This is a genomic window from Streptomyces sp. NBC_00878, assembly GCF_026341515.1.
In the GTDB taxonomy this organism is placed as follows: Bacteria; Actinomycetota; Actinomycetes; order Streptomycetales; family Streptomycetaceae; genus Streptomyces.
This window is the reverse complement of the sequence record NZ_JAPEOK010000001.1, coordinates 7500189-7524253: the sequence shown is the minus strand read 5'-3', so window position 1 is coordinate 7524253 and position 24065 is coordinate 7500189. Positions and strand designations below refer to the sequence as shown.

Below are 24065 nucleotides of genomic sequence, written 5' to 3'. Positions count from 1 at the left end.
GATGCGCTGTGTGTCACTTCAGGAACTGCGCATGACGGTGCTCGGCGAGGTAGGGGCCGCCTTCCGGGCACAGCCTCTGGAGCTGGGCGGGCGACGGCAGCGGGCGGTACTCGCCCTGCTGATCGTCGCCCGGGGCTCGGTCGTCGCCCGGGACCGGTTGATCGAAGAGGTCTGGGGCGGCACTCCCCCGCCGAGCGCCGCCGCTTCGTTGCAGGCCCATGTCTCTCATCTGCGGCGCAGTCTGGAACCGGAGCGGGAGGCGAGGACGCGCGGCGGCATCATCGTCAGCGACGGTGCGGGGTACGCGCTGCGGCTGCCGGCCGACGCGGTGGACGCATGGCGGTTCGAGCAGGCCCTGCGGTCCGCCACCACGCACGCCGACGAGGACCGGCCGTCCGAGGCCGTGTCCGTCCTGGAGACGGGACTCGGTCTGTGGCGCGGCGGCCCCGCCTACGCCGAGTACGCCGCCGAGCCCTGGGCCCGCCAGGAGGCGGCCCGCCTCGCCGGACTCCGCGAACTGGCATGCGAACGACTGCTCGCCGCCCGCCTCGCCCGAGGCGAGGACACCGTCCTCGTCCCCGAACTCGAATCCCTGGTCTCCCAGGATCCTCTCCGGGAAGAACGCTGGCGCCTCCTGGCTCTCGCCCTCTACCGCGCCCACCGCCAGGCCGACGCCCTCGACGCGCTCCGCCGGGCGAGACAGATCCTGCCCGCCCGACCCGGCACGCCGGGGGGACACCCGGGGGGACAGGCCCTGCGTGCCCTGGAGTCCGAGATCCTGAACCAGTCCCCCGCCCTCGACGCTCCTGACCGACGGACGGCGGACCTCGTTCGCGGGTCGGATGGGACGTCCGCCGCGCCCGGAGCAGGCCCGGCGGGACCGACCGCGCCAGCAGCAGCCCCGGCGGGACAGGTGCCCCGTCTCCCCGTGCGCACCGACCTGCTCGTGGACCGCGCACCCCAACTCGCCGAGCTCCGCCGCTGTCTGCGCTCGGCCCTGGACGGCGAGCCTCGTGTGGTGCTCATCGAGGGTCCGGCCGGCATCGGCAAGAGCCGCCTGCTGAGCGAGGTGGCCGGACTGGCGGCCGAGGAAGGAATCCTGACCCTGACCGCCAGGGGGAGCCAGCGGGAGAAGGACTACGGGTTCGGGACGGTTCGGCAGTTGTTCGAACGGGTGGTGGACAACGACGGTACGGAACGTACGGAACGGGTGGTGGACGACGACGGGACGGAACGGGTAGTGGGCGACGAGCCGCACGGCGCGAACGTTCCCGGAGGCCGGGTGTCGCTCGTCGCGGGTGCCGCCGTCGCGGCGGGGGCGGTGTTCGGTGCGGTGCGAGGGCGGCCGCCGGCGAGCTTCGCGGTGCTGAACGGGCTGTACCAGCTGGCCCGGAGGCTGGTGGCGGCCAGGGGGCCGCTGGTGCTGGCCGTGGACGACGTGCAGTGGTGCGACAGCGGCTCGGTGCGGTTCCTGGCTCATCTGCCGGAGTGCCTGGAGGGGCTCCCGGTGCTCATCGCCCTGACGCTGCGGACCGGGGAGCCGCCGCAGGGCGGGGAGTTGCCGGGGACTCTGACGAGAGGCCCCTCGGTGGTGCGGATCACGCCCACGCCACTGACGGCGACCGGAGTCGCCGATCTCGTACGGCAGACTCTCGGCGAAGAACCGCACGGGGAGTTCACGGCCTCCTGCCATCGCGCCACGGCCGGGAATCCGCTGCTGCTGCGGCAGTTGCTGCGGGCGCTGCACGTGCGCGGGATACGGCCCGGCGCCGCCCAGAGCGCGGCGGTCACGGAGACCGGATCGCAGGCGGTGTCCGGACTCGTGCTGGGGCGGCTCGCCCGGCTGCCCGAGCAGGCGAGGACCGCGGCCCAGGCCGTCGCCGTACTCGGGGACGGGGCGGCGACGCTCTCGGAGGTGGCGGCGCTCATGGAGCGGCCGGAGGCTCAGACCGCTCGGGCGATCGTGCCGCTGGTACGGGCCGAGATCCTGCGCGAGGGCCACCCCTACGGCTTCGTACACCCCCTCGTAGGAGAGGCCGTCTATCGCGAACTGCCTCCTGGAGAGCGGCAGTTGCGCCATGAGCGGGCGGCGCGCGCACTGTCCGCCGCCGGCGCTCCGGCCGAGCGTACGGCGGCCCAGTTGCTCCTCGCTCCGCACCGGGGCGATCCGGGTGTGGTGGATCTGCTCCGCGCGGCGGCCCGGGAGGCCGTCGGCCGGGCCGCTCCCGACGCCGCGGCGACGTATCTCACCCGCGCGCTCGACGAACCGCCGCCCCCCGAGTGCCGTCCCGACGTGCTGCTCGAACTCGGGCGGGCCGAGACGCTCGGCAACGGCCCCGCCGCCGTGGAGCATCTGCGCCTGGCATACGGAACACTCGCCGACCCGGGCAGGAAGGCGGCCGCGGCGCTGTTGCTCGCCCGGATCCTGGTCTTCGCCAGCGGCCACGGCCAGGCGACGGAGTTCGCCCGCCGGGCGGCGGCGGAGCTGCCCGCCGAGCTGCGCGACGAACGGCAGGGGCTGCTCGCGCTGGAGCGGATCAGCGGATTCATGCACGGCCTGGACCAGCGGCTGTGGCGCACCGTCGAGGACCCGGTCGTCGAGGGCGAGGGCCCCGGGGCCCGGATGCTCGCCGCCAACCTCGCCCGGGAGGCGGCGTCGGACGGGAGCGAGCGCGCGCGGGCCGCGGCACTCGCCCGCTTCGCCATCGCCGACGGCGTGCTCCAGGCCGCCGGGGAGGAGATGCTCTGGTACACCGCCGCCATCGTGCTGCACCTCGCCGACGAAGAGGTCGGCGAGCTGTGGGACGCCGCACTGGCCCGCGCCCAGGAGCGCGGTTCGCTGTTCTCCGTGCTCGCGACCCATCTGTGGCGGGGCTTCGCCCAGTGGAACCACGGAGATCTGGACGCTGCACGGCGGTCACTGGAGAACGCGGTCGAGCTGTCGGAGATCTGGGGCCTGGCGCCGGGCGCGCCGCAGGGCCGCACCTTCCTGACCGCCGTCCTGCTGGACCTGGGCGACACCGCCGGGGCGCGCGCCTGCCTGGAGCGGATGCGCGGCTGGGTCCGGGGCGCGGAGGGTCAGCGGCTGCTCGGGGAGAGCGAGGCACGGGTGCTGATCGAGGAGGGACGGTACGAGGAGGCGCTCGCCGCGCTCGACGGCGTACGGCACCTCCAGCCCGCCGTGGCCAACCCGGCGTGGTGGCCGTGGTCGCTGCTGCGGGTGCGGGCGCTCGCGGGAGCGGGCAAGCGGGCCGATGCGCTGGTGCTGGCCGAGGAGCAGCTGACGGTCGCCCGCGGCTGGGGTGCGCCCAGCACGCTGGGGCGAGTGCTGCGGATCGTCTGCGAACTGCGCGGGGCCGCGGGCGAACCCGGGCTCCGCGAGGCGGTCGCCCTGCTGGCGACCGGTCCGGCGCGCCTGGAGTACGCCCGCGCCCTGTACGCGCTCGCCGAGTACGCCCCCGCCGACGAGGCCGCCTCCTTCCTGAGCCGGGGACGGCACATCGCGCGGGAGTGCGGGGCGACGCGTCTCGCGGAAGGCGCGCGGCAACAGGGGTGAGGGTCAGGGACCGGGACCGGGACCGGGACCGGGTCAGGGACAGGGACAGCGACCGGGTCAGGGACAGTCGTACGTGAAGTCGGCCGATGCCGTCTTCGGGTTCGGCGACAGCACTTCCAGGGTGGCGGTGGCCTTCACCGTGCCGCGTCCGTCGAAGCTCCAGCGCAGTACGGCCTCGAAACGCCCGGCGTTCTTGCCGACCTGCTGGTGGAGGACGCCGGATGTCGTGCCGTCGCTGCGCTTCCAGCGGTAGTCGACGGTGCCGGAGCTGCCGTTGGTGCTCACGACGCCCGTGATGACGACCGTCTTCGCGCAGCGGTCGACCGTGGGCGTCTCGACCAGGACGTCGGACACGTCGAGCGGTGGCTCGGCCGACATCCAGAAGCGGATGCCGATGACGACGGCCACGACCACGGCGAGCACCAGCAAGAAGGGCCAGAGCCCACGCCGCCGGCGTCGGCGGGCGGGTGTCCCCGGCGCGCCCAGCGCTCCCGGTGTGACGATGCCTCGCCAGACGTCCGCCGCGCGGTCACCGGTGCCACCGCGGGCACCGGGCACGCCGGGGCCGAAACGGGTCTCCCCCTCGGACCGCTCGGACCCCCCGGCCCCCTCGGCCCCCTCGGCCGCCGCGGGCTCCGGGAGGTGGAGCGTGGCGGCCGGTTCCGCCGGGGGGAGGGTGGCGGCGAGGTCCGCCGGTCCGGCGGGGTCGGTCACCGGGTCGCCGTTCTGCTTCGCGAGCGCCGGGTTGGTACGGGCGAACCGCTCTCTGGGGTCCTCGATGGGGGCGTTCATCGGGGTGGGTCGCAATCGGCGGGTGCGGTGGTGGCCCGGAAGGCTCCGTTGCCCAAGTCGGCGGCCGGGTCGGTGGTGACCCTGACGCCGAGGTAGGCGGAGCGCGTCGGAATGGAGAAGGAGTGGGTGTAGCGGCCCGCGATCTGCGTCTTCCCCTTGGGCAGCGCGATCGGATCGGTGGCCACCACGGTTCCGGCGACGCGCGGCGAGTCACTGACGTACCAGCTGAGGTAGAGCGTGCCGTCGGCGGCTCCGTCGGTGGTCACGCTGACGGAGGCCACGATGGTGCAGGCCGTCTGGACCGGGCCCACCGCGTTGATCCGGACGGAGGTCACGTCGAGGACCGGCGCCGGTGCCGGGGTGTCGCCGCCGGTGGTGCCGCCGCCGGTCGTGGTCGTACCTCCACCGGTGGTCCCCGTGCCGCCCGTCGTGGTCGCGCCGCCACCCGTCGTGCTCGTATCTCCACCGGTGGTCCCCGTGCCGCCGGTGGTGCTCGTGCCGCCCGTCGTGCTCGTTCCTCCACCGTCGGACGATCCGCCCGCGGTCGTGCCGCCCGTGGCACCGGACGCGGACCCGCCGGAGCCCCCGCCCCCGTCCGGCGAGGCGACGTCCTCCCCGGATGCCGACGCGGACGGTGAATCGGTCCCGGAGGCGGACTCGGACCCGGAGGGCGACACGGAACCGTCCGAGGCCGAGGGGTCCTCGTCCGGGGAGCCGGCCGTACCGGTCGCATCGGTCGCGTCGCCGGTACCGCCCGAGCCCGGTCCGTTTCCGGACCCGGTCGTCGTCCGGTCCCCGGGACCCGAACCCGTGGCGACCGCCGTCACCGCGACTCCGCCGACCACCAGCACGGCCCCCACCGCGAGTCCGGCCAGCACCTTCCCGCGTCGGCCGGGCAAGCGCCGGCCACCCCGCCCGAGTGTGGTGGTGGCCAGGGCCGTCGTACCCGAGGCAGTGCCGTCCGCGAGCGGGAAGAAGAGGAAGAACAGGGCGGCGAGCGCGGCGAGTTCACGCCGGCCGCGCTCTTCCCACTCCTCGCCGTACGCCGCCCCGGCGACGGACTCGAGCTCCTCGACGAACAGCGCCGCGCTCTCCGGGCGCTCCTGCGGCGTCTTGGCCAGACCCCTGCGGATCAACGGGCGCACCGGCTCAGGAGCCTGCTCGTCCGGGATCGGTGCCTCGATGTGCTGGACCGCCAGCTCGGCCAGCGTCTGCCCCGGGTACGGTCTGGTCCCGGTCAGGCACTCGAAGAAGGTGGCGGTCGCCGCGTACACGTCGGTCGCCGGGGCCGCCCGGCCGCCGGTCCACTGCTCGGGCGCCATGTAGAGCGGAGTGCCCGAGGCATTGGCGGCCACGCCGCTGGGCACGGCGATACCGAAGTCCACGAGCTTGGAGGCACCGTCGGCGGCGACCAGGACGTTGTCCGGCTTGTAGTCGCGGTGCACGACCCCCACGGCGTGGGCGGCGGCGAGGCCGAGCAGCGAGCCCTTGAGCACGACGAGCGCCGCCTCGGGGGTGGTGGCACCGTGCTCCCGCAGCAACTTGCGCAGCGGTACGCCGTCCACGAGTTCCATGACGATGGCGGCGCCGCGCGGGCTCTCGACGTACTCGTACAGCTCGACGACATGGGGAGAGCGGAGCTCACCCAGCAGCCGGGCCTCGGCACGGAAGCCCTCGCGGAAATCGGTGTCGTCACGGAGCTGGTCGCCGAGGTACTTGATCGCGACCCGGGTGCCGGTCGTGTCGTGCGTGGCCAGGACCACCCGGCCGCTGGCTCCGGAGCCCAGCTCCTTGTCCTCTGTGTAGCCGGGGACGGCCCACTGTTCCCCGTTGCGCGACCCGTCGCCCATGTCCTTCGCCCCCCGGCCCGGCCCGTCCCGGGGCCGGCCCCCGTTCGTTCTCGTGTGACGTCAGTTACGTCCGAGACACGCATGGTCTGCCACCTGTCTTGCGAACCGCTTGCAAGCCGATCGCAAGTCGGCCGACGCATTCTCGTGGCCGACGACCGGCGGACGCCGGTCACTCTGGGGGGAATCGGCGTCCGACGGCGTTACTGGAGGAATCCGCTCAGGTCAAAGCGTGCAGGGACTGCTGGGCGCGGGCTTGCTCCAGACGGGCCCGGCCATCGCCCAGCAGGCCGATCGCCTCCCGGAGTTCGGGTGCCCCCTCGGGCCCGCGGGCCTCGCCGAGCAGCCGCAGCACCCGGCCTACGGTGCCGGGCGCACCCCACGTACGGGCCAGCCGCAGCTGTTCCCGTGCGAGCCGCTCGGCCCGGTCCCCCTCACCCAGCCCGGTCAGGGCCCGTACCCGCAGCAACTCCCCTTCCCACCACACCGGGTTGACCACGGCCGGCTGAAGATGCCGTACGCCGTCGAGCACGGCCAGCGCCTTCGCGTACCGCCGTTCCGCGATCAGCACCCGGGCCTCGGCCTCCCCGCGCAACCGCGCCCCCTCGGCGCTCCCGTACCCCGCACGCATCCGCTCCAGGCAGGTACGCGCCCCGGCGGTGTCCCCGAGGTCCAGCAGCACCCCGGTCAGGAACGCCCTGCACTGCGGAGCTCCGGGCGTGACGCCCCACGCGCCGAACTGTTCGAGCGCGGTGCCGAGCGAGCGGCGGGCCCGGTGCAGTTCGCCGTGCCGCCACTCGGTGAACCCCTGCCACAGGTGCGCCGACAGCGATCCGATCAGCGACCCTCGCTGCCCCGCGTACGTCAGTGTCTCGTCCCACAGCAGCGTGACGTCCTCGTCGGCGAGGTGCAGCACGACGGCCGCCGTGCACCAGGAGAGCACCTCGCCGCTGTGCAGCAGCACCCGGTCGGTGAGCGCGAACCGCGCCGAGGCGACGGCGGCGGCGCGGTCGAGCCCCTTCGTAGTGGCCTCCCGCGCCACGTCGGCGGCGAGCATACGGGCGCCGGGGCCGTCTCCGACGGGGACCGCGGCCGGGGTGTCCGCGTGGTCGGTGCCCATGCCGTGGAGCCCGTGCGCGAACGCGCCGAGCCGCGCCAGGGCCAGCAGCCCCTGCCGTTCATCGTCCGCGCTGACGGCGCTGACGGCACTGGCCGTACTGGCCGTACTGGCCGTACTGGCCCTACTGGCCCTACTGGCCCTACTGGCCCTACTGGCCGTACTGGCCGTACTGGCCGAACCGGACAGCTCCGCCGCGGCGTGTGCCGCCAACTCGGCCGCCTCGCCCGGCCTGCCGGTGTAGATCAGCGTCTGGGCGAGCAGGCGCGCGACGCTCGCACGCGGCGGCGACGTCGTATACGCCTCCCGAAGGTGCCGGGCCGCCGCCCGCCCGTCGACGAGTGCTTCGGCCTGGCCCAGTTCCAGCAGCACCTCGGGGCGTACGTCGCGGGCGGGCGGCTCAAGCAGCGCCCGGGTGAGCAGGGTGGCGGCCACGTCGTTCGCACCGCGGGCGGTCGCGCGGGTCGCGGCGGCGCGCAGGACTCCGACGGCCCAGGGGTCGCCTCGGTAAGGGACCAGGAGCAGATGCGCGGCGGTCTTCTCCGGAGCGGCACCCATGGCGTCGAGGAGTCTGGCCGCCCGTTCGTGCAGGGCCGGGCGTTCCTGAGCCGGGACCGTCCGCAGGACGGCCTCGCCGGCCAGGGGATGCACGAACGCCAACGGGTACTGGTCACGGACCACTTCCGCCCGCGCGAGCACCGCCGTCGCCGTCACCACGTCCTGCTCGGAGAGCTCCGTGAAGGCCGCGACCACCGGCAGCGCGGCCCCGCCGACACCGCCGAAACCGCCGACACCGCCGGAATCGCCGTCGCCGTCATCGCCGCCGTCGAGGACGGCGATCGCCCGTGCGACGGCCGTGGCGGCGGACGGCAGCCGTTCCAGTCGCGCGAGCACGAGTCCGGAGACGGCACGAATGCCCGACTCCACGACGGCCCGCACGTCCACACCGTCCGCCCCCTCCAGCGCCCGCAGTTGCCTCGTCAGCAGGAGGGGCAGTCCCGCCGAGGCCCGGTGAAACGCACCGGCCAACTCCTCGTCCACCGCCGCCCCCATCCGTCGGCGTACGAGTCCGGCGACGCCGGCGGCACTCAGCGGATCGGGACGGATGTGCACCACCGCCGGGTCTCGCGCGATGTCGGCCAGCAACTGCTCGATCTCGTTGGGGATATGGGGTTCCCCGGTGCGCAGCGCGGTGACGACGAGGAGCGGCGTTGTCTGAAGACGCGGCAGGAGATGGGCCAGGAAGGCAAGAGATGGCGCATCGCACGCCTGGAGATCGTCCACGAGGAGGAGCAGAGGCCGCCGCACATGGTGGTGGTGGCGGGTGGCGAGGCGCTCGGTGAGCCGGTAGAGCGCGTGGAGGACAGCAAAGTCGTCGGGCCCCGCGGGACCAGAGAGATCAGAGAGATCAGAGGAATGAGAGGGATTGGCAGGACCAGCGGAATTGGCGGGATCAGCGGGATTGGCGGGATCAGCGGGATTGGCGAGCCCGCCAGGTCCGGCTGCCGCCTGCCCGTGAAACACCGGCGCTGCCGCACCGGCCGACAGTGCGCCACCGAGCCCGGCGACCGCCGGACCGAGCAACCGCCGCACGACGACGAAGCTGTCGCTGTCGTGGCTGCTGCGGCCGTCGCGGCCGTCATCGCCGTCGCGGCCGTCATGGCCGTCGTGCAGGCGGCTGCTCGTCGCGCTCGAAGTGCCCTCCGTGCTCGAAGTGCCCTCCGCGGCCAGCACCCGCGCCCCCCACTCACTGCCCAGCCGCCGCACCTCGTCGAGCAGCGCGCTCCGGCCGATCCCGGCCGGGCCCTGAACGCACACCAGCCCGCCGCGCCCCGTGGCCGCGTCCGACAAGCACATCCGCAACTCGGCCAACTCCCGCTCCCGCTCGACGAGTTCACCGGCCACTGGTGCGGACGCCGCCGCGCGGAGGGACACCGGGGCAGGCGGCAAGGGGACGGCCGGGCAAGGCGCGTGGGACAGGATCTCGGCCTCGACGCCGCGGAGGGCGGGTCCCGGGTCGATACCCAGCCGGTCGGCGAGGGTACGGCGGGCGCGGCGGAGTACGGAGAGGGCCTCGGCCTGTCCGTGGGCCCGGTAGTGCGCGAGGGCCAGCAGGGACCAGCGCTCCTCGCGGAGGGGTTGCTCGGTGACGAGGGCGTCGGCCTCGGCAAGGAGAGCCTCGGTGTGCTCGCCTCGATCCAGGCGGGCGGCGATCAGCCGTTCCCGTACCACCTCACGCAGTTCTCCGAGGCGCGCCGCCTCCGTTCGTGCCCAGGGTTCGTCCGCGAATCCGGCGAAGGCCGGGCTGCCCTTCCACAGGGCGAGCGCCTCGGTGAGCAGGGCCACCGTCTGCGGACCCGACGGCGCAGCCGGACCGGTCGAACCGGCCGAACCGGCCCGCTTGAGCAGCCGTTCGAACCGCCACGCGTCGACCGCGTCCTCGATGAGAGACATCGAGTAGCCGGCGCCTTCCCGCACGATGACACCGCTGCGGGTACCGGCCGCCCGGCCCGGTTCGAGTTCCCGTCGCAGCCGCGAGATGTACGCCTGGAGGGCACCGACCGCGCTGGGCGGCGGCTCCTCTCGCCACACCGCGTCGATCAGCCGGTCGCTGGTGACCACAGTGCCCCGTGCCAGCACCAGCAGGACGAACACCGCACGTTGCCGGGGCCCGCCGAGGCTCAGGGGACGTCCGTGCCGCGTCACGGTCAGCTCGCCGAGAACTCCGACCCGCAACCCCCCGGCCATGGTCAGGTCCGGTTCCAGGTCGTCCGGTCTTGGTCCCTCTCCGTCGGCGCGTTCCATGCGTTCCCTGCTCGCTGTCGGTAGTCCGAAGTCCGACCGATTGCACCATGCCCGGAACCCGAGGGCGATAGTTCACCGCTCACTACCAGCCCGTCCTCCGATACTCCAGACGTACCACTCTGGAGTGATCGCAGGTGAGCGTACTCGCCACCCCGCTCGTCAGCGCCACCGGGAATCTGTCGGTCCCCACAGCCGACATGACGACTACACCCCGGAAACCCCTGGCGGGCACGGTCTTCACCAAGACCTGCGTGGTGTGCGGTGAGTCCGGCTCTCTGTTCTTACTGACGAGACCACCAGTCCCGAGCGGCAGCGTGAGACCGACTACATAGCGGCGGCGCTCGGGATCGGCTACGTGTCCGTACCGATGCCAAAGGAACACGGCGGCATCGGAATGACCCTGATGCCCGACTCCGACGCAGTTGAGGCCCGACCGGGAGGTGTGGCAGGGCTTTCGCCGTTGCGTGCGAGAGAACAGCGAAGCCCCACCATGCCGAGCACGATGGGGCTGCCTTGACCAGATCAGGCGGACCGACTTGTCAGACGGCCCCGAACTCTCCAGCCTTGACGCTCGCCACGAAGGAAGCGAACGAGTAGGCGGACAATTCCAGGACCGAACCGGACGGGTCCTTGGAGTCACGGACGGGGACCACGCCGCAGGAAGCGACGAGGTTACCGGCGACCGCGATGCAGTCGCCACCGTTGCTGCTGTACGAGGACGTGAACCACTGCGGGTCTTCGGTCGTCACGGGGTGCCCTTTCGAAGCTGTTCGATCATGGCCACGGATGCCGCCTGGGGCATCGCTTCGGCCTGTAACTGATGGTAGGCCGTCAGCATGGGCAGAACGAGCCCGGTATTCCGGTCTAGGTGACCCTGCATCGCGGACTCTGCGTACGCGATCATCGAACGGTCGGCGAGCGTGACCAGCCTGACGGGTAGGTCAAAGGGTCGTCGCTCGCCAAGTTCGTACGGGGCGACTTGGAGCACGGTGTTTGGCAGCTCGGCGAACGCAACGAGCTTGTCCAACTGGGCAGCCATGACTCCCAGCCCGCCGACTGGTCGCCGGATACAGCTTTCGTCCAACACCGCGTAGACGAACGGCGGTGGGGTTCGTTCTAGCGACGCTTGCCGCTCGGCGAGAAGAGTTAGCCGCTCGTCTGCCTGTTGCTCCGTGACCGCACCCCGTCGCACTGCACCTGTGGCAATGGCTGCTGCGTACTCCGGAGTCTGGAGCAAGCCCGGAACGATCCCGAGTTCAAAGAGCCTGATCTCAGCGGCTCGTACCTCCTGCCTCACGTACTCCGGGAACCCCTCCAGTAGCGCCGTGTTCTGTAGTGCACTCACCATGCGTTGGAACTTGTCGCCGGTGCCGAACGCCCTGTCAGCACCTGCCGCAAAGCGGCTAGTTGGAGGGCGACGACCAGTTTCGACGGCGGAAATATGCGTTCCCGTGCACCCGATGAGCGCGCCTAGCTCGTCTTGCGTCCACCCACGCTCGTCCCGAAGTTGCCTCAGACGCTGGCCGAACGCTGCCCCCGGCGACGTTTCGGGGTCCAGCTCCTTCCGGTTCACCATGCAGAGTTCCTAACTCTCCGAGCAAATGCCGCAGGTTGAAGACACCGCGACAGTAGGCCACGCTGGGCCGCCCGAGTAGCGGAAGCACTACGGAGAGGAGCGGCGGTGTCTGCGCAGAACGTTCCCACAAACAAGCCCGACCGCGTTCCCGAACCCGGCACGCTCATGATGGACACCAGCCGGGATGACCGGGTTGGAGAGTTCCGCGGGGACGCCGGCCCGTACTGGTCCCTGCGCCCGATGGGCGGCGGGACAGAGTGGGAAGCGAAGCCCGCGGAAGTGCGCCCCGCGGACCAGGGCGAGCCCGTCGGCGAGCATGAGACGGCTCGGGCCTTACCGGTGAGCGGCAGCGAGCGCACGACGCCCCCGGCGGTACACATGCCCGCCCTTGAACCCGTGCCGCTGGACGGCTGCCGCATCTGCACCGCTCTCGCCGGGCAGCGCGACACCGCGCGACGGTTGGGCAGCATGGTCACTGTGCAGGGCGTGAACGACCAAATCAGCAACCACCCTCACCGCCGGGCAACGGGCTGGAAGGGGGATGACACGTGAGCACCCCAACACCCCCCGACGAGCCGCAAGAGGGACAGCAGAGCGCCGAACCCCTGCCCACCCTTGCGGAGTTGGCGGAGCGCGCTGACCAGCTTGTTGCGGCCATTCGCAAGCACCTGGAGCGGCTGTGAGCGACCACCAGAGCAGCTCAGGGGAAGGCGAGTAATGGCACGCAGAACGTTCCGCTTCGTGGAATTCAAAATCGTGCAAGACCCCTCGGCGGACCCGGTATTCACGGCTACCTGCGTATCAGGTGACGAAAAGGACTGCGGCGAATCGTCCGGGGTTCTTTACGGCATGGACGCTATGACTGAGTGGATGCGAAAGCACGCCCAGGACAACCGGGGGCACTGGCGTTATGCGCAGACGTGCACGGGCTATGCGGCCATGGAGCCCCCGGACGAGCTGAAAGCTCAACTGAGTGCCGAGCCTTTGGAACACCCATGCGACGTGTAGGGGTCATCCTGAGGCGTTTCGCTGGACCGGTATTCGCATTCATGACGTGGGGCGTATCCGCGCTACTCCTCACGTTGGCGGGCACTGGGAAACTCTGAGTCCCGGCCCTCTGCCGGATGAGCCAGAATCGAGGATTCCCCCCCCATGCCTCAAATGGTCCCGATGGGGGCTGGTTACCCCGTACAGAACACGAACAAGGGAGAGACATGCACAAAGACACCGACTTTGCCAATCCGCCCGGTCGTCGCATTGGCGCTCTGGCGCTGATTCGCGACGAGTCCGGCGCGGTGCTCATGGTCGAGAAGAGCTACAACGGTCACTGGGGTCTGCCGGGCGGCTGTGCTCACGCCGATGAAATGCCACACGTCGCCTGTGCGAGGGAGGTGTGCGAGGAAACCGGGCTGGAGATCACCCCCCGAGAGGTGCTCGCGCTCGACTACATGCCGCGCAATGAAGAGACCGGTTCCGCCGAGGGATACAACTACGTGTACGACGGCGGGACCGTGCCGAACGGCGTGGAAATCACGCTGCCCGACGCCGAGCCGGGAGAGGAACCGGAGTTGACCGCGTATCAGTTCGTTCCTCTCTACCGGCTGAGTGAGATCGCCATGCCGTACTCGGAAAATCGCATTCGGGCGGCGGTGGCCGTGCTTGAAGACGGGCGGAAAACGGCGTTCCTCTGCGAGGGAAAGCCGATCGAGTACAGCGCCTGAAACCCCCATTCATGAAAACCGAGAGAAGCGAGAGCCACGCAATGGCAAGTGGAACTGACGGCATGGATGACGACGAGTTGTTTGATCTGGCCGCCGATCTCGGAGCCGGGATCAATGTCGCGAAGGACCCCAGTAATGCCCCTGAAATTCAGGCGCTTGGGCAGCTGGTTGCCGATGCTGCGGCAGCCGAGTTGGCCGATAAGCACAAGGGCATCTGAGCCCCCGATCATCACACCCCGCACAGCCTGTATGGCGACCACTCGGCGACCGACAACCAGGAAGGAACCGACGCATGACAACGCTCATTGAACCGACCGCCGCATCCCCGCTCGCCGGAATCCAGTCCCTTGAACTGGAGATCACCGGAAAATGCCAACTCACGTGTATTCACTGCCTGTCCGAGTCCAGCCCGCAGGCATCCCACGGGGACATGACCTCCGAGAACTGGCGAACGGTCATCATCGACGCTGCCACGCTCGGCGTCCGCACCGTCCAACTCATCGGGGGCGAGCCGACCGTTCACCCGCAGTGGCGGGAGTTCGCCGAACTCGGGCTCTCGCTCGGTCTGCACGTAGAGGTGTACTCCAACCTGTTCAACGTCAACCCCGCATGGTGGGACCTGTTCAAGCGTGACGGGATCACCCTCGGGACGAGCTACTACAGCGACGACCCCGAGGAACACGACCGGATCACAGGGAAGGCGGGCAGCTACGTCCGCACTCGGTGCAACATTCGGGAAGCCGTCAACCGTGGCGTGACCGTGCGGGCCGGAATCGTGGACATCCTGCCGGGGCAACACGTTGCCGAAGCACGGGCCGAGTTGGAATCCATGGGGGTTCACCGGGTCAACACAGACCGGGTGCGGTCCGTCGGTCGGGCCGCACTACCCGGATGGAAACCAACCCTTGACGAGATGTGCGGGCGGTGCACGCGAGGGCGAGCGGCAATCCTGCCGAACGGAGATTTAGCCGGCTGCGTGCTCTCGCGAGACTTCCCGGTAGGCAACGTGCGGGAAACCCGACTCTCTGACCTACTCGGCGGGGACTCTTGGGTACAGCTCGCCGCGAGTGTCCCGCTCCCGGTACAAAATGCGTGCCCGCCCGATGACAGCGACGATTGCGACCCCGCGAACACGCCATCGTGCGACCCGCAGTGACCCCGCGCACTCACAGAAAGGTTGCCGGATGGATTGGCAACAGCATGCGGTACGCCTCGCAGACCAAGTGACCGACCCGGATTCCCGGTGGCTCGCACCGGTAGCAGAGACCCCACGCCATGAGTTGGTGCCCCGATGGTGGGTACGGGACGGGTCTGGAGGGTGGCGTTTGCGGGACGGGGCTACCGACCACGCAGCGTGGATGGAAGCCGCGTACTCAAACCGCTCTCTGATCACCCGTGTTGGTCCACACCATGCCGACCGCGCAAAGCCCGGCGACCAGCCAAGCGGGATGCCCACGTCTTCCGCCACACTGCCAAGCCTGGTGGTGCGGATGCTTCGGCATGGGCGACTTGGTGACGGGCTGTCCCTCCTGGACTTGGGTACCGGAGCGGGCGGGCTCACCGCGTACGCCTGTCACCGACTCGGGGACGAGTGCGTGACTAGTCTGGACGTGGACCCGTACCTGACCAGTGCGGCGGGGGAACGGCTCGCTTCCATGGGTTACCACCCGGAAATGATCGCGGCGGACGCCACCGATCACGTGCCAGGCAGATACGACCGGATCCTTTCCACGGTCGGGCTGCCCGCCGGTCCGGGGCTCGCTCCCAGCGTCGCCGCTCTCGCACCAGGCGGACGGATCGCCACCACCATCGGGCGTACCTGTCTGATCCTCACGGGGTGGAAGCGCGCCAACGGTGACGTGGTTGGGCAGGTGGAACGCGATACCGCCGGTTTCATGCTCACTCGGTCCGGAGACGACTACCCGCCCGCCCTCGCCGAACTCTTCACGCTTGCCCGTGACGGGAAGGGCGAGGACATCAGCACGGGCAACCATCCCGTGGTGGACCTGTCGAACGCATGGGAGTTGAGCTCCATGCTCCAAGTCACGACACCAGGTGTGGAACTCGACTACGAACAGCGCGACCGGACCCGTACCGCCTACCTGGTCCATCCGGACGGTTCATGGGCCCGAGCATCCGCCGACGGGACCAACCCGCCATCAGTCCACCAGGGCGGACCGCAACGTCTGTGGACTGCGCTTGAGCGCATCCGCCACCAGCTCAACGCGGAAGGCTTGCTGCCGTTGCTCGGCGCGCGGCTTCGTATCACGCCGGACGGGGTGTGCCACTTGTCCCGCGGGAAGTGGGGCGCGTCCATGGGCGTGCAATAGCCGAGTGCGCTGAACGATCCCGCCTGTCCGTTCGGCGTACCTCCTGGCGATGCCGTGAGCGTCGCCACTGCCCCGTCTGTGTGCTCCCCCGTGGCGCATGGGCGGGGCTTCTCCATTTCTCCCCCTGCCGAGGAAGACCCTCCATGTTGCAGTGCACGGCCGTTGCCGTCATACGGCCCACACACGCCGTGATCGGAGACCCCCCTGAACCCGCTTACGTTACGTGTGAGCTTGCAGAGAACCACGGTGAGATGCACGCCAGCCCCTAGAACTCCCAGTCACTGAGTAGCCCGTCCGGCGCTTGAGGACGAGGCCGTTCAGGCCGACACGGGGGTCTGGGGGCGGAGCCCCCAGAAAGGGACGGTGGGGGTCCCCCCGCTCGAGCGAAGCCGAGAGTGGGGGAGGGTAGGGGCGGCGGGGGCGAAACCCCCCTCCATCGCCCCCTCCCAGTACCCCCTCGGCTCAGTCCGCGGTGCCCAGTGCCGCGACCGGGCTGACCCGGGCCGCGCGGCGGGCGGGCAGCAGGCCGGCGAGCGCCGTGATGCCCACCAACCCCGCGAAGACCGCCAGCAGTTGCCCGACGGGCAGGAGCAGCGGCGCGCCGATGTTCAGTACCCGGACCGCCAGCCAGGCGTAGGGCACGCCGAGGGCCAGGCCGAGGACGCCGCCGAGGACCCCGTACAGGCCGGCCTCGATGCCGATCATGAAGCGCAGCCCGGAGCGGCCGAGTCCCAGCGCCCGCAGCAGTCCCGACTCGCGGGTGCGTTCCAGCACGGTGAGACCGGTCGTGGTGGCGACGCCGACGACGGCGATGAGCACGGTGAGCCCGAGCAGACCGAGCGCCGAAGTGGCCGCCACCTCAAGGTCGGCCCTGCTGTCGTCGCGGTCCTCCGCGAGGATGGTCAGGGAGGCGTCGGTGTTCGGGCCGACGGTCTTCTCGATCGCCCTCACCGCCGCGTTGCGGGCCGTCTGCCCGCCCTTGGCGGCGTTCGCCAGGATGCCGGTCGGCCGCGACGAGGCGCCCATTTTCTCCAGGTCGGCGGGTACGGCGATCAGGTCGGCCTGCATGGGCGCTTCGCTGGGCAGCGTGGCGGCGACGGTTTCGCGGACGGTGCCCTTCTTGGGCGTGGTGATCGTGATGCTGTCGCCGGCCGTCACGCCGAGCAGTTGGGCGAGCCGGGCGTTGACGACCACTCGGCCCGGACCGAGATCGCTCAGCTTGCCGGTGTCCGTGTACAGCTGCCGTGAGGTGGGCAGGGCGGCCAGGTCCAGGTCGGTGGCACGCACGTCGGACCCGTCGATGGAGACGTCGGTCATGCGGTAGTCGGTCGCGTCGGCCAGCTGCGGCAGGGCCTTGACCCGGCGTACGGCCTCGTCACCGAGGCCGTCGCTACCGCCGTCGCTACCGCCGTCACTGCCGCCGTCGCTGTCGCTGCCGCTGTCGCTGCCGCCGACGCTCAGGTCGAAGTCCGCCGGGGCCGTCAGGGCGAGGTCCCGATCCGCCCAGCCCTGCAGGCTCGCGACGCCGACGAGGGTGCCGGAGACCAGGGTGACGCCGAGCGCGACGACGACCGAAACGGCTGCGGCGCGGCGCGGGGTTCCGCCGACCCCGCCGACGGCGAGGGTGCCGGTGGGCCCGAGCCGGCGCAGCGGCCACCCGGCGGTGGCCAGCACCGGGCGTACGAGCAGCGGGCCGAGGGCGATCAGCGCGAGGAAGGCCAGCCCGCCCGACGCGACGATCACCATGAGGCTCGCGAACGCGTCGTAGTTCGCGTCGCCCGGTTCGGGCATGTCGAGGAGGACCAGGCCGATCAGGAGGGCGGCGGCCGCGGCGAGGAACAGGCCGGAGCCGACGCGTATCAGGCCGATGCCGCGTTCCCCCGACACGGTGCCGGCACTGCGCAGCGCCTGCAGAGGGGAGACGCCGGCGGCGGACAACGCGGGGGCGAGCACCGCGCCCAGTGTCACCAGCACGGCGCCGAGCACCACCGCCAGGGCCGCGGGAACGGGCACCCCGGGAGCCAGGAGGGTCTGCCCGGCGGCGCCCGCGATCACCGGGGCGGCGTGTCCGGCACCGAGCGCCAGCAGGACGCCGGCTACTCCGGAGGCCAGGCCCACCAGTGCGCCCTCGACGGCGAGTGCCCGGACGAGCTGGCCCCGTTGGGCCCCGATGGTGCGCAGGAGCGCCAGTTGGCCCAGTCGCTGCGCGAAGACGATGCGGAACGTCGACGTCGCGACGAGGGCGGCGGCGACCACGGCGATCGCCAGGAACATCGCGATGAGCTGGAAGACCTCCGCGTACTGCTTGACCGCGTCCTTGGCCTCCTGGGCCCGCACGGTGTCGCCGGGGGTGATCACGACAGCCGCGCCGCCAGCGCCCTGGAGCACTGGAGACAGCCGCTCGGACAGGGCTTCGGCGGACACCCCGGGTTCCGCGCGGACGTCCAGCTGCGGATACCCCTTCATGTCGCCCAGCGAGTTGATGGTGGCGGCGGGGGCGTAACCAGTGGCCCACCGGTCGGAGTCCGCCCGCACCACGGCCGTGACGGTCACGGTGACCGTCTTCGTCCCGCCGTCCTCGCCCTCCGGGACGAGCAGGCCGACACGGTCGCCGGGCTCGATCTCGAACCGCTGCGAGGCCTGGCGGTTCACGGCCATCTCCCGGGGACCGTCCGGGTAACTGCCCGCCACGACCTGAATGCGTGACAGCCGCCCGCTGCCCGGGTCGCCCTGAAGCTCCAGGTAGTGCGGGGAGACACCGGCGAGCGATACCCCGGTCTCCGTCCTGGCCGCGACCTCGGCCACGCCGGACACCGCCTGGACTGCCTTGATCTTCGCGTCGGTAATGGCCGAATCGTCCCCGCCTCCGTCCCCCGTGAGGATCAGGCTGGTCGCCTCGGGGGTGCCGCTGAAGCGGTCGAGGGCGGTTCGTTCGGTGATCTGCTGGGCCATCACGGTGCCGAACACGACGAACGCGGCGACGACCACCGCCAGACCCGTCATGACGAGCCGGCCGGGCCGGACGAGCACTCCGGCAAGCTGGGTGCGCAGCACGGCGGCGTTGCCGGTGCCCGGTCGGCGGCTCATCGGGTACCCGCCATGCTCCGCAGCGCGTCGGTGACCGACGTCGGGGTCGGGGCGTCCAGGTCGCCGACGATCCGGCCGTCGGCCAGGACGACGACGCGGTCGGCGTAGGCGGCGGCGCCCGCGTCATGGGTCACCATGACGACGGTCTGTCCGAGGTCGCGTACCGAGTCGTGCAGGAAGCCGAGCACCTCCGCGCCGGAGCGCGAGTCCAGGTTGCCGGTGGGCTCGTCGGCGAAGACCACAGCGGGCCGTGACGCCAGCGCCCGGGCCAGCGCGACCCGTTGCTGCTGGCCACCGGAGAGCTCGCTCGGCCGGTGGGTCAGCCGGTCGCCGATGCCCAGCACGCCGGAGAGGTGGTCGAGCAGCTCCCGGTCGACGGGCCGGCCGGCCAGGTCGAGCGGCAGCGTGATGTTCTGCAACGCGGTCAGCTGCGGCAGCAAGTTGAACGACTGGAAGACGAAGCCGATCTTGTCTCGCCGTACGGCGGTCAGTGCGCGCTCGGACAGACCGGTGAGATCGGTACCGTCGAGCAGCACCCGCCCGGAGGTCGCGGTGTCGAGGCCGGCCAGGCAGTGCATGAGGGTGGACTTGCCGGAACCCGACGGGCCCATGATGGCGGTGAACCGCGCGCGGGCGAAGCCGACGGTGACCCCGTCCAGGGCTCGTACTCCGGTGTCGCCCTGGCCGTAGACCTTGACGAGGTCCTCCGCGCCGACGGCGACATCGCCATCGTCCCGGATAATGCTTTCATTGTCGTGCGCGGCGGCGCGGGTACTCATTTCCTGCTTCCCCTCAACTGCTTTACGGCTTGCGGTTTTCGGCTTATGACTTGGGACTTACGACTCTTCGACGTGGAAGGCGTCAGGCCGCGATGGGCGGGAAAACGAGGGTGCGCTTGGCGGCGGTGCAGTGCGCATTCGCCTGCTTCGACATATCGGCCAGCTCCGCCTTGGTCGACGCCTCGCCCTCTCCCGTCAGGTGAGTGGCCGTCGCACCCTCGTACCGGCCGATCTGCCCCGAGAGGTAGCCGTCCTTCATCTCCGCGTAGCGCAGTTCACGCACGTCTTTCAGCCACTTCGTGACGGTGGACTTGTCCTGCTTCTGCGCCTCGTCGATGATCTTCTGGGCCAGGGCACAGTCGGCCGCAGAGGCCTGGCTGGGCAGATTGTGCTGATGCCACCAGTAGGCACCGCCGGCTCCTACCACGAGAATCGCGACCGCCACGACTCCGAGTACCAGCGCTTTTACCTTCAGGCTTCCGGTCGTGCCGGTCTGCATTCCAGATGTAGTCATGTGAGGCCCCCAGAGAATTGTCGGGACACGTTCGTTCGTGTCATCAACGATTCTTGCCAGGCAGGCTTTTCGGCACATCGGATCGGGACACGACCTCGGGGGCCGGGCACGTACGACCCGGGTCGTACGCCGGGTGGGATCCGGGTCCTACGCCGGTAGGGGACCAGGCGGCGGACAGCGCAGGGAGGGCGGGTAGGCGGTGCGATGCAGTGCAGTGGAGTGCATCGCAGCGCGGTAGGGGGGTCAGCCGGACGACGGCCGGACCAGACCGACCTCGTACGCCAGCACGACGGCCTGCACCCGGTCGCGCAACTCCAGCTTGGTCAGAATCCGCCCGAGGTGCGTCTTCACGGTCGTTTCGGCGACGTACAGGCGGGCGGCGACCTCGGAGTTGGACAGCCCCTGGGCGACCAGTTCCAGTACCTCCCGCTCCCGCTCGGTCAGGACGGCGAGGCGGTCGTCCGCCTGCTGCGGTGCGGGGTTGAGCTGTCCGGCGAACCGGTCGAGGAGCCGGCGGGTCACCCGGGGCGCCACGACGGAGTCGCCCGCGGCCACCACCCGGATCGCGGCGAGGAATTCCTCGGGTGGCACGTTCTTGATGAGGAAGCCGCTCGCGCCGGCCTGCAGCGCGGCGAACGCGTCCTCGTCGGTGTCGAACGTGGTGAGCACAAGGATCTTGGGCGGGTCCGGGCGCGTGACGAGCTGCTCGGTGGCCTCCACCCCGTCCATGACCGGCATACGGATGTCCATGACGACGACATCGGCCGGAGTCCTGTCCAGCAGCGCGAGAGCCTCTGCCCCGTCCCCGGCCTCGCCGACCACATCGATGTCGGACTGGGCGTCCAGCACCATGGCGAATCCGGCGCGCACCAGCGGCTGGTCGTCCACGACGACCACCCGGATCGGCTTCGTCGCACCGCTCGAACCGTTCATGCCGTTCATGCCGTTCATGCCACTCGTGTCACTCATGCGGTTGTCCTCACCGGAAGCTCGACCCTGACCTGCCAGCCCGGGCCGAGCCGGGGGCCGGCGGTGAACCGTCCGCCGTGCACCTCGACCCGCTCCCGCATGCCCACGAGCCCGTTGCCGCCCGACCCGGGTACGACCGGAGCGGAGCCGGCCAGCCTGCCGGCCCCGTCGTCGACGACCTCCAGCACGGCGGTGCCGTCGTCGAACCGCAGCGCGACGGAGACCTGAGCCGAGGGGCCGGCATGCCGCAGCGCGTTCGTCATGCTCTCCTGAGCGATCCTGAACAGGGTCAGCTCGTCGGCGGCCGAGAGCCCCTGCCGCTCTCCCTCGATGCGCAGTTCCACCTGGAGTCCGGCGACGCGGGCCCGCTCCACCAGCGGTTCGAGATGGGCCAGGCCGACCCGGCGACGATCGCTGCCGTCCTCGGCGTCGGACCCCTTCGTGCCCCGCAGCACCTCGACGATGCGGCCCATGTCCTCCAGCGCGTCCCGGCCGACGCCCGCGATCGTCTGCATCGCCGTGCGGGCCCTGTCCTGATCCGCCACGATCGCGTAACTTGCCCCGTCGGCCTGCACGATCATCACGGCCAGGCTGTGTGCCACCACGTCGTGCAACTCACGCGCGATCTCCGCGCGTTCCTCGGCGGCGGCGATCTGGGCGAGGTGGGTACGCTCCCGCTCCGCGGTGGCCGCGCGTTCCTCAAGGACACCCACGTACAGCCGGCGGGTCCGCATCATGTACGAGGTCACCCACACCGCCGCGCACGCGCCCGCGACCGCCAGGGCCTCGTCGAGACCGTCCCGGCCGGCCTCAGTGGTGAAATCGGCCATGCCACCGAACACCAGCACGATGCCCAGAACGGAGATGCCACCGGCGGCGTACGCCTTCCAGATCTGCTCGGTATGGCTCACCACGGTCACCATCGCGATCAGGACGGCCATGTCGTACATGGCCCCCTCGCTCGCCAATGGCCCGGGAGACGCCGCCAGCAGATACTGCGCCAGCGCGAGGGCGGAAACGACCGCCATCACCGTCATGGGGCGGCGCCGGCGAAACACCACGGCCGCCGCCATCGAGAAGCCTATGAGCGTGTCGTAGCCCTGGCCGTAGGACGGCGTCGAATAGGCCACCACCAGCGCGAGGACCAGGTCGTAGACCGTGTGCACCCACGGCTCCGACCACTTCCGGCGCATCATGGCGGTCAGCGTACATGGCCCTGCCATACGAACTTGTCGAATACGTCGAGAACAGGTGAGACGACGAACCAGGCGCGCACCGAAGGTGCGCCGAGTCGCTGACCTGCAGTTCGGCCCGAGGGATCGGGCCTGCCTGTCAGTGGTGTGTGCCAGGATCGTCCGCATGACCGTCGTGCTGCCGCCGAGGCCCAACTCCCTGGTGCAGTACGTCGATTGGGTCCAATGCCCTGCGGGACGCGGCGGCGGCCGGCACGACGGTGAAAGGGTGCTCCGCCCCCGGCGGCCGCGAGGGCATCGACGCCCACGAGCTGCAGATGTTCGGACGGCGAGCGGGTGTGGAGCGCGGAGGTGTTCGGGGACGGGTGGGCCCGCGTCGACCCGCCGACCGGCGCCCGCACCGACGACACCGACCTGCCGGACTTCCCCGGCACGGGCGCCCTGCCCCTGGGCACGGCGGCTTTCAAGGACACCCTCTCCTTGGCGCCCCTGCCGACGGGCGCCCCCGAGTCCCCGCTGGGACAGGTGGGTTCAGGGCCCCCAGACCTCAGCCGCAGCCCGCCATGCTCACCGCCCTGGCCGCCGACGGCCACCATCTGCAAGGCAAGCACCTGTTCGGCCCGTTCTGTCGCCTGCTCTCCCCGCGCCCACTGCACGAACTGTTCGCCGAGGCCTGGGCGAAGTCGCCGTCCCGGCAAGGAGGATGATCGCGGCGGCCCGGCGGCACCGACGCGTCCCCTCTCCGGCCGGCTCCAGACCGCGGGGACCGGCGTGGGCCGGCCGGAGAGGGGACGCGGAGACGGCTGCTCTCGCAGACGTCCATCGGGGCGGTCAGTCGGTAGCCTGCGCGGCCTTGACGATGAGATCGGTGGTGGCTCCCGGATGGCTGATCATGGCCACGTGGGATGCGCCGGGGATCTCGATGGTGGAGGAGCCGGCACGCTTGTACTCGAACCGCTCCAGGGCCGGAGGAATCGCCTTGTCGGCGCCCGCGACGATGCCCCAGGAGGGGATGGTGCGCCAGGCGGCTTCCTGCGTCACGTCCTCGAAGGAGGAGGCACTGAACGGCCGCTGTCCGGCCTGCATGACCCGGGTGGTGGAAGTGGGCAGGTCCGCGGCGAAGACGCTGCGGAACTTGTCGGCCTTGAGATACAGGTCGGTGCCCGTGCTGCCGTCGGCATTGGGGTAGGGCACGGGATTGAGCGCGGCCTGGATCTCGCTGCCCGGATACTTGGCGATGAGCTCGCCGAGCTTCTCGCCCTTGTCCGGAACGAACGCGGCCACGTAGACCAGGGCCTTGACGTTGGGGTTGCCGGCCGCCGCGTTGGTGATCACGGCGCCCCCGTAGGAGTGCCCGACCAGGACGATCGGCCCTTGGACAGACTTCAGGACGCTGGCGATGTAGGCGGAGTCGGTCGGCAGACCGCGCAACGGGTTGGCCGGTGCGATCACCGGATACCCCTTGCCCTGCAGACGGCCGATCACGCCGTTCCAGTTCGACGCGTCGGCGAATCCTCCGTGCACGAGCACCACGGTCGGCTTGACGGCAGGCGTGGCGGTGTCCTCGCCCCCGAAGGCGGACGGTGCCGCGGGGATGAGCAGTGCGGCCGCAAGAATCCCTGCGCCACCAGCGCCTATGAGCAGTCTGCGGCGCGTCTTACGCTGAGTGGTCATTTCGTTCTCCTGGGTTGTTGCCGGTTGGGCGGCGCGTACGGCCGCAGATCCCCCTGGGACCCGCAGCCGCGGCGCTACTGAGTTGTCGCGGGCCATGCGCTGCCC

At 70.8% G+C, this 24065-nt stretch carries 19 protein-coding genes; 8 read left to right on the top strand and 11 right to left on the bottom strand.

The genetic code is table 11. The features are described from left to right. Nucleotides 1-10: 10 nt before the first annotated feature. A complete protein-coding gene (locus OHA11_RS32560) occupies nucleotides 11-3556 on the top strand; it encodes a BTAD domain-containing putative transcriptional regulator (RefSeq protein WP_266502486.1) in 3546 nt (1181 codons plus the stop codon). A gap of 57 nt (nucleotides 3557-3613) precedes the next feature. Here the strand turns inward: OHA11_RS32560 and OHA11_RS32555 are convergent, their stop codons facing one another. The 5 genes from OHA11_RS32555 to OHA11_RS32535 all read right to left on the bottom strand — a co-directional run bounded on the left by OHA11_RS32555 (nucleotide 3614) and on the right by OHA11_RS32535 (nucleotide 11693). Then, nucleotides 3614-4348 (bottom strand): hypothetical protein, encoded by a 735-nt coding sequence (locus OHA11_RS32555; RefSeq protein ID WP_266502484.1) that lies wholly within the window; start codon nucleotides 4346-4348, stop codon nucleotides 3614-3616. Beyond that, the gene (locus OHA11_RS32550) at nucleotides 4345-6198 is read right to left on the bottom strand and encodes a serine/threonine-protein kinase (protein WP_266502482.1); all 1854 of its coding nucleotides are present in this window, start codon (nucleotides 6196-6198) and stop codon (nucleotides 4345-4347) included. Before OHA11_RS32550 ends, OHA11_RS32555 begins: the two co-directional genes overlap by 4 nt. 217 nt (nucleotides 6199-6415) lie before the next feature. Continuing rightward, nucleotides 6416-10117 carry a BTAD domain-containing putative transcriptional regulator gene (locus OHA11_RS32545; protein WP_266502480.1) on the bottom strand — a complete coding sequence of 1234 codons (3702 nt, stop codon included), beginning with the start codon at nucleotides 10115-10117 and terminating at the stop codon, nucleotides 6416-6418. A gap of 539 nt (nucleotides 10118-10656) precedes the next feature. Then, complete coding sequence (locus tag OHA11_RS32540) at nucleotides 10657-10866, bottom strand: DUF397 domain-containing protein (RefSeq protein ID WP_266502475.1); 210 nt, start codon at nucleotides 10864-10866, stop codon at nucleotides 10657-10659. Continuing rightward, on the bottom strand, nucleotides 10863-11693 hold the full coding sequence (locus tag OHA11_RS32535) for a helix-turn-helix transcriptional regulator (RefSeq protein ID WP_266502473.1): 831 nt from the start codon (nucleotides 11691-11693) through the stop codon (nucleotides 10863-10865). The genes OHA11_RS32540 and OHA11_RS32535 overlap by 4 nt, the downstream gene beginning before the upstream one ends. 105 nt (nucleotides 11694-11798) lie before the next feature. Here OHA11_RS32535 and OHA11_RS32530 point away from each other — a divergent pair, with 105 nt between their 5' ends. From OHA11_RS32530 to OHA11_RS32505, 6 genes are all read left to right on the top strand, one after another. Next, nucleotides 11799-12245, top strand: coding sequence for a hypothetical protein (locus OHA11_RS32530; RefSeq protein ID WP_266507891.1), 447 nt, complete (start codon nucleotides 11799-11801; stop codon nucleotides 12243-12245). After that, the gene (locus OHA11_RS32525; RefSeq protein ID WP_266502471.1) at nucleotides 12242-12376 is read left to right on the top strand and encodes a hypothetical protein; all 135 of its coding nucleotides are present in this window, start codon (nucleotides 12242-12244) and stop codon (nucleotides 12374-12376) included. The genes OHA11_RS32530 and OHA11_RS32525 overlap by 4 nt, the downstream gene beginning before the upstream one ends. 531 nt (nucleotides 12377-12907) lie before the next feature. After that, complete coding sequence (locus tag OHA11_RS32520; protein ID WP_266502469.1) at nucleotides 12908-13414, top strand: NUDIX domain-containing protein; 507 nt, start codon at nucleotides 12908-12910, stop codon at nucleotides 13412-13414. Nucleotides 13415-13476: 62 nt separating this feature from the next. Continuing rightward, nucleotides 13477-13632, top strand: a complete 156-nt coding sequence (locus OHA11_RS32515; protein WP_266502463.1) for a hypothetical protein — start codon at nucleotides 13477-13479, stop codon at nucleotides 13630-13632. Between the two features lie 74 nt (nucleotides 13633-13706). Continuing rightward, nucleotides 13707-14570 carry a radical SAM protein gene (locus OHA11_RS32510; RefSeq protein WP_266502461.1) on the top strand — a complete coding sequence of 288 codons (864 nt, stop codon included), beginning with the start codon at nucleotides 13707-13709 and terminating at the stop codon, nucleotides 14568-14570. Continuing rightward, a complete protein-coding gene (locus OHA11_RS32505) occupies nucleotides 14503-15744 on the top strand; it encodes a methyltransferase type 11 (protein WP_323186719.1) in 1242 nt (413 codons plus the stop codon). Before OHA11_RS32510 ends, OHA11_RS32505 begins: the two co-directional genes overlap by 68 nt. Before the next feature lie 462 nt (nucleotides 15745-16206). Here OHA11_RS32505 and OHA11_RS32500 read toward each other — a convergent pair whose 3' ends face one another. The 5 genes from OHA11_RS32500 to OHA11_RS32480 all read right to left on the bottom strand — a co-directional run bounded on the left by OHA11_RS32500 (nucleotide 16207) and on the right by OHA11_RS32480 (nucleotide 22289). Further along, nucleotides 16207-18831: an FtsX-like permease family protein gene (locus OHA11_RS32500; RefSeq protein ID WP_266502457.1), complete on the bottom strand. Its 2625-nt coding sequence runs from the start codon at nucleotides 18829-18831 to the stop codon at nucleotides 16207-16209. Next, nucleotides 18828-19610 carry an ABC transporter ATP-binding protein gene (locus OHA11_RS32495; RefSeq protein ID WP_266502455.1) on the bottom strand — a complete coding sequence of 261 codons (783 nt, stop codon included), beginning with the start codon at nucleotides 19608-19610 and terminating at the stop codon, nucleotides 18828-18830. The genes OHA11_RS32500 and OHA11_RS32495 overlap by 4 nt, the downstream gene beginning before the upstream one ends. An 82-nt stretch (nucleotides 19611-19692) precedes the next feature. Continuing rightward, on the bottom strand, nucleotides 19693-20124 hold the full coding sequence (locus OHA11_RS32490; protein WP_266502453.1) for a hypothetical protein: 432 nt from the start codon (nucleotides 20122-20124) through the stop codon (nucleotides 19693-19695). Nucleotides 20125-20367: 243 nt separating this feature from the next. After that, complete coding sequence (locus OHA11_RS32485; protein WP_266507621.1) at nucleotides 20368-21057, bottom strand: response regulator transcription factor; 690 nt, start codon at nucleotides 21055-21057, stop codon at nucleotides 20368-20370. A 32-nt stretch (nucleotides 21058-21089) separates the two neighbouring features. Further along, on the bottom strand, nucleotides 21090-22289 hold the full coding sequence (locus OHA11_RS32480; protein WP_266502451.1) for a sensor histidine kinase: 1200 nt from the start codon (nucleotides 22287-22289) through the stop codon (nucleotides 21090-21092). A 560-nt stretch (nucleotides 22290-22849) separates the two neighbouring features. Here OHA11_RS32480 and OHA11_RS32475 point away from each other — a divergent pair. Next, nucleotides 22850-22993 carry a hypothetical protein gene (locus tag OHA11_RS32475; protein ID WP_266502450.1) on the top strand — a complete coding sequence of 48 codons (144 nt, stop codon included), beginning with the start codon at nucleotides 22850-22852 and terminating at the stop codon, nucleotides 22991-22993. 124 nt (nucleotides 22994-23117) lie between these two features. On the opposite strand, the gene OHA11_RS32470 is transcribed toward OHA11_RS32475, so the two are convergent. Continuing rightward, nucleotides 23118-23960 carry an alpha/beta fold hydrolase gene (locus tag OHA11_RS32470; RefSeq protein ID WP_266502448.1) on the bottom strand — a complete coding sequence of 281 codons (843 nt, stop codon included), beginning with the start codon at nucleotides 23958-23960 and terminating at the stop codon, nucleotides 23118-23120. Nucleotides 23961-24065: the final 105 nt, after the last annotated feature.

Coding starts and splice junctions, on each gene's coding strand:
- OHA11_RS32555 (WP_266502484.1), bottom strand. CDS start 4,348: ATGAACGCCCCCATCGAGGACCCCAGAGAGCGGTTCGCCCGTACCAAC.
- OHA11_RS32550 (WP_266502482.1), bottom strand. CDS start 6,198: ATGGGCGACGGGTCGCGCAACGGGGAACAGTGGGCCGTCCCCGGCTAC.
- OHA11_RS32545 (WP_266502480.1), bottom strand. CDS start 10,117: ATGGAACGCGCCGACGGAGAGGGACCAAGACCGGACGACCTGGAACCG.
- OHA11_RS32535 (WP_266502473.1), bottom strand. CDS start 11,693: ATGGTGAACCGGAAGGAGCTGGACCCCGAAACGTCGCCGGGGGCAGCG.
- OHA11_RS32520 (WP_266502469.1), top strand. CDS start 12,908: ATGCACAAAGACACCGACTTTGCCAATCCGCCCGGTCGTCGCATTGGC.
- OHA11_RS32515 (WP_266502463.1), top strand. CDS start 13,477: ATGGATGACGACGAGTTGTTTGATCTGGCCGCCGATCTCGGAGCCGGG.
- OHA11_RS32510 (WP_266502461.1), top strand. CDS start 13,707: ATGACAACGCTCATTGAACCGACCGCCGCATCCCCGCTCGCCGGAATC.
- OHA11_RS32505 (WP_323186719.1), top strand. CDS start 14,503: ATGCGTGCCCGCCCGATGACAGCGACGATTGCGACCCCGCGAACACGC.
- OHA11_RS32500 (WP_266502457.1), bottom strand. CDS start 18,831: ATGAGCCGCCGACCGGGCACCGGCAACGCCGCCGTGCTGCGCACCCAG.
- OHA11_RS32495 (WP_266502455.1), bottom strand. CDS start 19,610: ATGAGTACCCGCGCCGCCGCGCACGACAATGAAAGCATTATCCGGGAC.
- OHA11_RS32490 (WP_266502453.1), bottom strand. CDS start 20,124: ATGACTACATCTGGAATGCAGACCGGCACGACCGGAAGCCTGAAGGTA.
- OHA11_RS32485 (WP_266507621.1), bottom strand. CDS start 21,057: ATGAACGGTTCGAGCGGTGCGACGAAGCCGATCCGGGTGGTCGTCGTG.
- OHA11_RS32480 (WP_266502451.1), bottom strand. CDS start 22,289: ATGATGCGCCGGAAGTGGTCGGAGCCGTGGGTGCACACGGTCTACGAC.
- OHA11_RS32475 (WP_266502450.1), top strand. CDS start 22,850: ATGCTCACCGCCCTGGCCGCCGACGGCCACCATCTGCAAGGCAAGCAC.
- OHA11_RS32470 (WP_266502448.1), bottom strand. CDS start 23,960: ATGACCACTCAGCGTAAGACGCGCCGCAGACTGCTCATAGGCGCTGGT.